The organism is Ruegeria sp. CE9, assembly GCF_056537425.1.
On the sequence record NZ_JBQFRO010000016.1, the window covers coordinates 57,538 to 67,781 of the forward strand.

Sequence of the window (10,244 nt, forward strand, 5' to 3'; positions counted from 1 at the left end):
CAATCTGCGGTTCAGTGCACTTTGAGCGTCTTTCAGCATCACTCGATGACGGCTGAAACCCAGGGATTTGGCACCCTCCGACCGCTGCAGGTGAGGTATCAGGAGGGAAAAATCTGGATCGCACGCAGTGCAGTTGCATTTTATATTGTAAGATGTATCCTAACTTACAGCTCAAAATCAAGGAGGATATCGAGCATGGGGGAATCCGCAACTCCGTCGGAGGCCATGGTGACAAGTGCCTTTGAACTGAACGGCACCCAGGTGGTTAAGCGGCATGAAGCCCGCACAACTCTCCTTGATCTTCTACGCGAGCAGTTGGACCTGACGGGCACCAAGAAAGGTTGCAACGAAGGCGCCTGCGGGGCGTGCACGATGTTACTCGACGGGGAACGCGTTACTGCCTGCATGACCCTTGCTGCAGCTTGTGATGGCCATGTAGTCACAACAATCGAGGGCCTGGCGGAAGGTGATGAGACCTATGCGGCCGTGGTAGAAGCCTTCAGTGATCAGGACGCATTTCAGTGCGGGTATTGCACACCCGGTCAAGTGGTCTCGGCAATTGCTTGCATCCGCGAAGGGCATACCGGCAGCAGCGCAGAGATTTCAGAATGGATGAGCGGTAACATCTGTCGCTGCGCGGCCTACCCGCAAATCGTTGCCGCTGTTGAACAGGCCGCCGCGCGGTTGGGAGTTAAGTAATGGACCGATTTACCTATTCCCGCGCATCCGAACTTCAGGAATTGAAGGCCGCAGTCGCAGATAACGCACATATCTTGGCAGGTGGTACGGAAGTTCTTAACTGGCTGCGGCTTGGGGCTGAAACGGCCAATCATATGATTGATATCTCGGACGTCGCCGCGCTGTCAGGCATTTCTATGGAAGGCGATATGCTGACTTTCGGTGCTCTGACAACCGTGACACAGCTTGAACGCTCACCGGAAATTCAACAGCATTTCCCCGGATTGGTTCAGGCCTGCCGCCTTTCCGCATCGCCCCAGATTCGCAACCGGGCAACGCTTGGCGGCAACATCCTGCAACGCAGCAGATGCGCATATTTTCGGGCAGAAGCAAAGTCACAAAACCGGTTGCCATGGGCCTGCAATAAACGTGCGCCAGGAACCGGGTGTTCGGTCGAACTCACAGGGCTACACCCTAAAGCGGCGCTATTCGGGGGCACCTCAGAATGCCACTGCACGAACCCCACAGATCCGATCGCAGCCCTTGCAGCGGCAAACGCACATATTCACCTAGATGGTCCCAACGGGGCCCGTGACATGCCGGTTACGTCGTTCCTGCTAACGCAAAACGAAGTCCGCAAAGGTGATGCAGAGATCGAAAGACTGCTGTCGCAAAAAAGACTGAGCACAGAGGCCGGTGAAGCCGTGCTGGTCAATCGACTGGCGCCGGGTGAAATCATCACGCATTACTCATTGCCCCTGGATGACGCGACCAGGAATTCTGCCTATGTCAAAGTACGCGAGCGGCAGAGCTATGAATACGCCTTGGTAGCAGCGGCGGCTTGCATCAAAACAGACGGCGATACGATCACTGAGGCACGGATCGCACTAGGATCGGTTGCCCAAAAACCCTGGCGTTTGCCTGTCGCTGAAAAGGCCCTGATCGGAACCCGATTGGAGAAGGACGCAATCCTGGCAGTTCTTGAACAAGATCTCAGCGATGCTGCCCCCCTGCCCGGTCAGGACTATCGTGTCACACTGGCGCGTCGCGCCGCCGCCCGCGCAATCCTGAAGGCCGGAGGTCAAGCCGATGAGTGATCTGCATAAAATCGAAAATGCGCTGCGCCATGGCATAATCGTAGATGCAAGAGGGGCGCCCGTTGAACAATCCGCCAATGCCCTGATGAAACGTGTAGAGGGCACGGAAAAGCTCACAGGGTCCGCGCGCTATGCTGGCGAAGTGATGCCAGAGGGGTGTACCTATGCTTTGTTCGTCGGGGCAACCATCGCACAGGGCGAGCTGTTGGCTGTCCGTTCCGAAAAGGCCCTGGCCGTTCCGGGTGCAATCGCTGTTCTGACGGCCGAGGACATGCCGGCATTCAACCCGCCGGTGTCCCCGCCGTTCGGGCAGTCACATGTACCGATGTCCAGCCACGAAATCCTTTATGAAGGACAACCCGTCGCAATCGTGGTTGCGGAAACGCTGGAAGCCGCCGAGGAAGCGGCGGCTTTGGTCGAGCTTGATCAACGCAGCAACGCCCCGTTTCTGCAATTCGACGACGCTGAGCCTGTCAAACCCAGCTTTGAAAGCTTTCAGAAAAATGACGTCGAACGCGGCGATGTCGAAGTCGGACTGACCAAAGCCGCGGCTGTGGTCGAGCAAACCTATGACACGCCATCTCACCATCACAACGCGATGGAATCCCCAACCAGCATCGCAGAGTGGCGCGGCGACAAACTGCACATCTGGGATTCAACGCAGTGGGGTTTTGGAATCCGATATGTCCTGAATACCATTACAGGCATTCCGGTTGACGACATCACAGTCACATGCCCGCACACCGGAGGTGCATTTGGCAGCAAAGGGTTCGTCTGGCCGCATCAGGTTCTGACGCCAATCGCCGCGCGCATTATCGGTCGACCCGTCAAGCTCAGCCTGCGGCGCGACGGGGCGTTTACAGGTCATGGCTATCAACCGGCCATGCACAACAAGATCAGGATCGGCGCTGACAAAGACGGCAAGCTAACGGCATTTGAGCATATCTCGGAAAACGTCACTTCGACATTTGACGAGTATTTCGAATATGGCTCCTCCGCCTCCCGAGCTGCCTATACCGTCGAAAACTTCCGGTTTCACACACGCATTCGGCAAGTTCCGGTTGCCACCCCAACCCCAATGCGCGCGCCACATGAGGGACCGGGAAGCTTTGCGACCGAAAGCGCGATGGATGAGCTCGCATTCGAGTTGGGTATTGACCCGCTTGAGTTCCGACTGCGGAATTACGCCGAAACAGACCTGCTGACAGGCAAGCCGTTTTCGTCCAAAAAACTGCGTGAAGCCTACGCAGAAGGCGCGCGCCGCATCGGGTGGGACCAGCGTGCTTTGCAGCCCCGAATGCGGCGAGACGGGGACAAGTTGATTGGTCTCGGAATGGCCACGTCCGTTATGACAACGTTCCGTCATCGCTCGGCCGCGCGTGTGCGGGTCGGGTCCAACGGGGCAGTTGTCGTCGAGGCGGGCAACCACGAGGTTGGCTCTGGCGTCCGGACCATGCTTGCGACCGTGGCAGCCGAACAATTGGGTGTGGCGGCCGATCAGGTGCGCGTGGAAATCGGATCGACCGATTTGATCGAAACCGCTGGTGTTTTTGGCTCGGGAACAACGGTGGGCGCAGGATCTGCTGTCGCGGACGCTATCGGCAAACTCAAAGATCAGGTTTCCGAGTTGGCAGGCGCTGAAGTGCCTCAGACTTTGGATGCCTGGCTGCCCGTTCTGAACAACAATGGCGTCGCAGAGTTGGAGGCCGACGGCTCTTATGGGCCACGCGAAGGGTTTGACGCACATGGTGATCTGTCGGATCACTCGATGTTCAGCTATGGCGCCATCTTCGTTGAAATGGAAGTGGACGAGATGCTTGGCCTGGGCCGTATGCTTCGGGCTGTTGGGTGCTATTCTGCGGGCCGCATTATCAATCCAATTGCCGCACGATCCCAGATGATCGGAAGCATCATCTGGGGGTACGGTCGGGCGATGCTGCAAGCCTCGCCAATGGATCCGGGATCAGGCCGGTTTCTGTCGAAGAACCTGTCCGGCGTCCTTGTGCCTGTGAACGCCGACATACCCGTTGACGTCGATATTTCCTTCGTTGACGAGCACGACCCACATTGCTCGCTTCTTGGGGTTCGCGGGATCGGAGAACTGGGTGAGGTTGGCGTCGCTGCGGCCATCACCAACGCGATCCACAACGCGACCGGTAAACGCATCCGCAGGGCACCCGTTCAGATCGAAGATCTTATGAGCTAGCCAAACAGAGGGACTGCCATGACCGCAAGAGCTGCAATTCTCCGCGACGGCACAGACGTGTTTTCGATCGAACCCATCAAGATCGGAGAGCTTCGCGCCGATGAACTTTTGGTGCGTATGGTTGGCGCGGGTGTCTGCCATACGGATGAGCTCTTTCGAAATGGCACTTACCCTTTCGCCCGCCCCTGTGTTCTTGGGCACGAAGGGGCGGGTGTGGTCGAGGCCGTGGGGGAAAAAGTTGATCGTATCCAGCCCGGAGATCACGTGGTGCTTTCGGTTATGTATTGCGGGCACTGCAATCATTGTCTGGATGGGCAACACTATCTTTGCGAAAACATATATGAGGCCAATTTTGGTGGCCGTCCGGGTGGCGGTTCGGCCTATTCACAATGCGGGCATCCGATTCAGTCACATTTTGACGGGCAAAGCTCGTTTTCGACCCACGCGGTGACGACCACAAAGAACACGATCAAAATACGCAAAGATGCCCCGCTGCACCTGATGGGACCTTTTGGGTGCGGCTTCCGCACGGGACTGGGCGCCATCATGAACAGCTTTCATCCCAAGCCCGGGGATAGCATCGTGGTATTTGGCGCGGGCTCTGTCGGGCTGTCCGCGATCATCGGGGCAAAGCTCATGGCGTGCCATCCGATTGTTGCCGTTGATCTGAACGAAGACCGTCGCGAACTGGCAAAAGAATTGGGCGCAACCTATGCGTTTTCCGGTGATTTGAAGACCATTGCCGAGTCTGTTCGAGATGTAACCAAGGGCGGTGCGACCTTTGCATTGGACACGACCGGAAACCCCCATGTTGTCCGGGCGGCCTTGGAAAGCACCGGGGTTGGCGGGTGTCTAGGGGTTCTCGCCGGATCGCCGCTTGGGACCGAGCTGACCTTTGACGCAAATCACCTTCTGTTTGGTGGCCGCAAAGTCCAGGGCATCAACATGGGCGACGGTAATGGGCACACATTCATTCCACGCCTGATCGATCTATACATGGAAGGCCTGCTGCCGGTCGGGCGATTGATCACCGAATATGCGTTCGACGAGATAAACCAGGCCTTCGACGACACCAAGAATGGCGATTGCATCAAGGCTGTTCTACGGTTCTGATAGCCCTGCCCCGTACGACTTTTTGGAGCAGCAATACGTGTCGAACTTTGAGGACGTGAGCCAATGACATCGAAGCGCGTTGCCCTTGTCACAGGTGCAAACCGAGGCATTGGGCGGGAAACCGCCCTCCAGCTTGCCCGAGACCACGGAATGAAGGTCTATGTGGGATCTCGGCATCTCGGCGCAGGACAGCAGGCCGCAGCCCAGATCGGGCATGGCACGCAAGCGCTGGAATTGGATGTATCCGATGACGTATCCGTCGCTCGGGCGCTGGCTGAGATTGCAGCACGCGACCAGCAGCTGGATGTAGTGGTCAATAATGCCGGGACAGATTATGACACGGATCAGCGCGCATACAACGCCGACCTGAACCGCGTGCGGTCCTGCTTTGCCACCAATCTGTTTGGGGCATGGAGCGTTGTCATTCAGTCAGTTCCGCTACTGAAGAAAAGCGATCAGGCGAGGATAGTAAATGTGTCGTCCGGTGGTGGGTCCCTTTCCGGGATGGGCGGTGGATTCCCGGGGTACGGAGTTTCCAAAGCCGCGCTGAATGCGCTGACCCTCAAACTTGCGGATGAGCTGCGGCGCGATCAGATACTGGTCAACGCAGTTTGCCCAGGCTGGGTCGCAACCGATATGGGCGGTGGTGGGCGCCCGATACCAGATGGCGCACGCGGTGTCGTTTGGGCCGCCACCCTGCCCCGCAACGGACCGACCGGAGGGTTCTTCCGCGACGGCGAACCAATCGACTGGTAACGGACGTCTATCACCGGGGAACCACGCAAAACAAAAAGTGGCACCAGTTGGGTGCCCCTTAGTTGTTTGTCGTTTGCTGCCATTAGCTTCTGCGACTTCTGACAAATGCGTCCAGTGCAACGGCCGAAACCAGAATCGCACCCTGCGCAAAAAGCTGTGCCGCGTTGGAAAGCGACAATGTGTCAAACATGTTCCTCAGGGTAGCAAGGATCATGACGCCGACGAATGTACGCCAAATCGCCCCTTCACCCCCCAGCAGTGTCGTACCGCCAAGGATCACCATCGTGATCGCGGTCAATGTGATGTCACCACCGACATTAGCCTGACCCACGCTTGCACGTGACGCAATTACGATCCCGCCGAGAATTGCGAATACGCCACTCAAAGCATAGGTCGAGATCGAAATGAGCGACGTCCGCACGCCCGCCAGGCGTGCCGCCTCGCGGTTGCCGCCAATGGCAAACACATTGCGACCGAATGTCGTGCTGTGCAGAACGAAGGACATCGCAAAGAACATGAAGACCATGAGGTAGGTCGAGTAGGTTATCCCACCCAAACGTCCGCGACCCAGAAGGTCAAAGCCTTCGATACCGCGCGCCATGATTGGGGCCGAGTCTGACAGGATAAACGCCAAGCCGGTGATCATTGATGAACTCCCGAGCGTCGCGACCAACGGATTGACCCCTAAGACGTTCACCAAAAGCCCATTGCAAACGCCCAAAACAAGTCCTGCAAACAGGGTGACAATAACTGCCGGTACCAAGGGAACACCGTTGACCGCAAGCAGTGCATAGGTCACCGATCCCAGCGCAAACATCGCGCCTGCCGAGAGGTCAAACCCACCCCCGATCAAGACAAATGTCGCCCCGATTGCCACCAAGGCTATCGCGGCATTTTGCGAGAAAATATTGCGTATGTTGGCAAATCCGAAAAAGTTCTGGTTCACCGAAGCTGCCATCGCGACAACCAACAGCAAAATGACTGCAATTCCATAGACGGCAACAAAGTCCCAGATTTTTTCGTCAAACGACTTCCGGGCAATTTCGTCACCAGATTTCAGCGAAGCCTGCGTCATTCTTACTCCCCTTCGTGATTTCAGCCTTGTTGTGGCTGCGCGGTGTTATTTTCTTCCTCAACGCCAAATGCCATTTTCAGAATTCCGGCGATGGAAAGCGGTGTTTTTGTGCCGTCAATTTCTCCGGCTTTGTGGCCGTCATGCAAAACAACGACGCGGTCGCTGATGGCGACAACTTCGTCCAACTCCGATGAAACGACGATGACCGCACATCCTTTGTCGGTCAGTGCCCGCAGTGAGGCCATGATCTCGGCCTTTGCCCCGATATCAATGCCTCGCGTCGGTTCGTCCGCCAGAAAAATCAGCGGCTCGATCAGCGTTGATCGCGCCAGCAACAGCTTTTGCTGATTTCCTCCGGAAAGCTTTCCTGCAGGCTGACTTAGCCTGCTCATATTGAAGCCGTAGTTTGTTGCCGGCTCTGCAGCTTTATTTAGCATCTTGCGCAGGGTAACGATCCAAGACCCGCACAAGACCTTTAGCCGACCCAAGCCAACATTTTCTGCTGATGACACCAGTGGAATGATCCCTTCGTGCTTGCGGTCTTCGGGCAACAGAGAAATGCGGTACTTCAGCGCCTCTTGCACGGACGAAGGCCAACGAACGGTTTCGCCCTTAATCCGCATAACTCCTGAACTGCGCGGCTCGAGCCCGAACATACAGCGCAGCAGTTCGGTCCTGCCTGATCCCACAAGCCCTCCTATTCCAAGTATCTCACCTGCCCTGACGTTCAGTGAGATGTCGCTGAGTTGTCCGGGCAAGCGCACGTTTTCGACGGTCAGGACGTCTTCACCGAACTCGCGGTCCACCAGGTGCCCATGACCCTCGATCGCGTCCTCGATTACGTGCGAAGACTTGTCTTCGCCCAGCATATGCACAACCAGATCGTGTTTTGTAACTTCGGACCGATCCATGTCGGCGACCATCTGCCCCTCACGGAACACGGTGATCCGGTCCGAGATTTCCAGCACTTCGTCCAAGTTGTGGCTGACAAAGACAATTGTGTACCCTTCACTGCGGAGCCTCTTTGCAAGGCGAAGGAAAGCTTCACGTTCCGAGCGGGCCAGCGCGGCGGTCGGCTCGTCAAACAAAAGAACGCGCGCACCACTGGCAAGCCCACGGGCAATCTCGAGCATTTGTTGTTCTGCGACAGAAAGCTGGCTGCAGGGAACTTCGGGTTGAACGTCTACGCCAATTTCTTCGGCGAGCCTTTCGTATTCCTTGCGCATTGCGCGCGAATCCAGAACGCCGCCGAACTTGGATTTGAACTTGCCCAGGAACACGTTCTGCGTTGGCGTCAGGTTCGGAGCGATCGTCAGCTCTTGATAGATCGTCGCGACACCCATCAGGCGCATACCTCGCGGGTCGCCAGTCGCAGCTGGCTGACCGTTCACTTTGACGTCACCTGATGTCTGCGAAATTCGGCCACTGGTGATACCCAAACAAGTCGATTTTCCTGCTCCGTTTTCGCCTATGAGCGCATGGATTGTTCCCTGTCGCACATCGTAGGAGATGTCATTTAAGGCCGTTATGTTCCCCCAGCGTTTGGTGACACCACTGAAACTCAATGCAGGTGGAACTGATGCGTCGCTCATCTTTTGCTCCGATGTTTTCTGACCAAGAATACCGCCGGGCTTTTGACCCGGCGGCACGTGATCGGTCTTAGTACTCAGGAGTGTAGTCGCCGACATTCTCTCGCGTGACGAGATGCGGCTTAGCAGCTGTTCCTTCTACCAAAGCTTCAATTGTGCGCGGCGGAACCTGTCCATCACGCCATGCGCCGACAATGGCACCCAGGGACTCGCGAACATGCGACCGTGGCGAGAAAGGAGTGGACCCATCAATATGTCCGGCTTCGATAAGAGGGATAGAGTCCGCACCCGCCCCGAGATCATATACATCAACGCTATCCAGCCGGTCGCTATCTTCAAGTGCGTTGATCGCACCCAGAGTCATGTCCGAATACACCGTGATGATGACGTTTGCATCCGGATGCGCCAAAAGCAGCGTATCAACGCTCGCCTGCGCGGTTGCCGCCGTGAAGTCGCCAAAAGTCTCACCCACAACTTTGAAATTCGGATGCTGCTCCTGAACCTCGGCCAACTTACGCTCGGTGTTTGTTGTAAGCGAAAGACCTGCAAAGCCTTTGACGACAATCGCACGCGTTTCTTGATCTCCGCGCGCCTCGACAATCGCGTCGATCCATCCGTTTACGTAATCCGGTGTGTCGCCGGCGCCCACATAGCTCAGGATGCCAGGCTCCCAGTTGTTGGCGAACGGCTCATGGTCGCGCCCACAAATGGCGATGTTGGAAATCGCGACAAGAATATTCTCGGACGGTGCGTCCTTGGTGATGATGTTGCACATCAGTGCGCCATCCACTGGGGCAACGTACCAAGCGTCAAACCGACCACTAGCCAAGGCGTTTTCCAGTTGGTTCATCTGGGTCTGCGTGTCGAACTGCGCATCAAAGATCTCCAGCTCGAACCCGTCCCGTTCGGCTGTCTTCAAGGCTTCGTCGGTCATCGCCTGAGTATAAACGTTGGATTGCGTCGCCATGAACATCGCAACACGCAATGGCTGACCGTCAGGAACGACAACGGGGTCGTCCAAGCCGACGTCCAGATTAGCGCCTCCGCTAACGGATAGCATCTCTGCGTTGGCATTGGTGCAAAGCATTGCTGCCACACTTGCAAGAGCTAGTTTTGTGAATTTCATCTTTTCTCCTCCGTTGGATCGATCGTTTCTGGCACGGCGCGCGTGACTCCTCCTGCGCGCGAGTCATTGGTGATCGGATAGTCATATTGTTTTATATTTTGGGATTAATACATCTTTCCAGATCACTTGCAAATAAAATTTCTGCCCTGCCCCACAGAACTGGTCTACCTTTAAATTCAGGAAACGGAGGACGAGAAATAAGAAACAAGCGACCGAAGCCGGAAGAATTAGTTTTGAAATTACGGCAAGTTGAGGTGCTGATGGAGTAAGGTATGTCCCGTTTGAATGCGATCTGTCGCGTCGGCGTTGTTGAACAAACCTATTACCGCTGACGAATAAATTATTGCAGAATGGGCTTAGCTAAATTGATTGAAGTGAAGCGGCTTCAACAGAAAAATGAACGGCTAAATTGGGCGGTGTCTGATCTAAAGTTGGGCGAAGTGATCCTGAAAGAAGCTGCTCAGGGAAACTTCTCAGCCCCGCCCGTCGCCGTGCTTGCATTGGGGTTCTGTCGCGAACTCGTCCCCACCTGTCAGATCGAACGCAGTTCTGTTAACGCATGCTGGGACATGACAGGAGCAGGTCGTGACGATCTCATTTAAGG

At 56.0% G+C, this 10,244-nt stretch carries 9 protein-coding genes; 6 read left to right on the forward strand and 3 right to left on the reverse strand.

The features are described 5' to 3' along the window. Positions 1–195: 195 nt before the first annotated feature. From ACR0B3_RS22245 to ACR0B3_RS22265, 5 genes are all read left to right on the forward strand, one after another. The gene (locus ACR0B3_RS22245; RefSeq protein ID WP_480810985.1) at positions 196–699 is read left to right on the forward strand and encodes a (2Fe-2S)-binding protein; all 504 of its coding nucleotides are present in this window, start codon (positions 196–198) and stop codon (positions 697–699) included. Then, a complete protein-coding gene (locus ACR0B3_RS22250) occupies positions 699–1,775 on the forward strand; it encodes an FAD binding domain-containing protein (RefSeq protein ID WP_480810986.1) in 1,077 nt (358 codons plus the stop codon). The genes ACR0B3_RS22245 and ACR0B3_RS22250 overlap by 1 nt, the downstream gene beginning before the upstream one ends. Continuing rightward, positions 1,768–3,981: a xanthine dehydrogenase family protein molybdopterin-binding subunit gene (locus ACR0B3_RS22255; RefSeq protein ID WP_480810987.1), complete on the forward strand. Its 2,214-nt coding sequence runs from the start codon at positions 1,768–1,770 to the stop codon at positions 3,979–3,981. The genes ACR0B3_RS22250 and ACR0B3_RS22255 overlap by 8 nt, the downstream gene beginning before the upstream one ends. An 18-nt stretch (positions 3,982–3,999) precedes the next feature. Continuing rightward, positions 4,000–5,094 (forward strand): NAD(P)-dependent alcohol dehydrogenase, encoded by a 1,095-nt coding sequence (locus ACR0B3_RS22260; protein ID WP_480810988.1) that lies wholly within the window; start codon positions 4,000–4,002, stop codon positions 5,092–5,094. Between the two features lie 63 nt (positions 5,095–5,157). After that, positions 5,158–5,850 carry an SDR family NAD(P)-dependent oxidoreductase gene (locus tag ACR0B3_RS22265; protein WP_480810989.1) on the forward strand — a complete coding sequence of 231 codons (693 nt, stop codon included), beginning with the start codon at positions 5,158–5,160 and terminating at the stop codon, positions 5,848–5,850. Positions 5,851–5,932: 82 nt separating this feature from the next. On the opposite strand, the gene ACR0B3_RS22270 is transcribed toward ACR0B3_RS22265, so the two are convergent. From ACR0B3_RS22270 to ACR0B3_RS22280, 3 genes are all read right to left on the reverse strand, one after another. After that, positions 5,933–6,925 (reverse strand): ABC transporter permease, encoded by a 993-nt coding sequence (locus ACR0B3_RS22270; protein WP_480810990.1) that lies wholly within the window; start codon positions 6,923–6,925, stop codon positions 5,933–5,935. Between the two features lie 20 nt (positions 6,926–6,945). Then, positions 6,946–8,517: a sugar ABC transporter ATP-binding protein gene (locus tag ACR0B3_RS22275; protein ID WP_480810991.1), complete on the reverse strand. Its 1,572-nt coding sequence runs from the start codon at positions 8,515–8,517 to the stop codon at positions 6,946–6,948. Positions 8,518–8,584: 67 nt separating this feature from the next. Beyond that, on the reverse strand, positions 8,585–9,640 hold the full coding sequence (locus tag ACR0B3_RS22280; RefSeq protein WP_480810992.1) for a sugar ABC transporter substrate-binding protein: 1,056 nt from the start codon (positions 9,638–9,640) through the stop codon (positions 8,585–8,587). 416 nt (positions 9,641–10,056) lie between these two features. Here ACR0B3_RS22280 and ACR0B3_RS22285 point away from each other — a divergent pair, with 416 nt between their 5' ends. Beyond that, on the forward strand, positions 10,057–10,242 hold the full coding sequence (locus ACR0B3_RS22285; protein ID WP_480810993.1) for a hypothetical protein: 186 nt from the start codon (positions 10,057–10,059) through the stop codon (positions 10,240–10,242). The last annotated feature ends 2 nt before the right edge of the window (positions 10,243–10,244 follow it).

What these genes read in the sequence shown, in the direction of transcription:
- ACR0B3_RS22265 (WP_480810989.1), top strand. Translation starts at nt 5,158, where the DNA reads ATGACATCGAAGCGCGTTGCCCTTGTCACAGGTGCAAACCGAGGCATT.
- ACR0B3_RS22260 (WP_480810988.1), top strand. Translation starts at nt 4,000, where the DNA reads ATGACCGCAAGAGCTGCAATTCTCCGCGACGGCACAGACGTGTTTTCG.
- ACR0B3_RS22270 (WP_480810990.1), bottom strand. Translation starts at nt 6,925, where the DNA reads ATGACGCAGGCTTCGCTGAAATCTGGTGACGAAATTGCCCGGAAGTCG.
- ACR0B3_RS22275 (WP_480810991.1), bottom strand. Translation starts at nt 8,517, where the DNA reads ATGAGCGACGCATCAGTTCCACCTGCATTGAGTTTCAGTGGTGTCACC.
- ACR0B3_RS22250 (WP_480810986.1), top strand. Translation starts at nt 699, where the DNA reads ATGGACCGATTTACCTATTCCCGCGCATCCGAACTTCAGGAATTGAAG.
- ACR0B3_RS22255 (WP_480810987.1), top strand. Translation starts at nt 1,768, where the DNA reads ATGAGTGATCTGCATAAAATCGAAAATGCGCTGCGCCATGGCATAATC.
- ACR0B3_RS22245 (WP_480810985.1), top strand. Translation starts at nt 196, where the DNA reads ATGGGGGAATCCGCAACTCCGTCGGAGGCCATGGTGACAAGTGCCTTT.
- ACR0B3_RS22280 (WP_480810992.1), bottom strand. Translation starts at nt 9,640, where the DNA reads ATGAAATTCACAAAACTAGCTCTTGCAAGTGTGGCAGCAATGCTTTGC.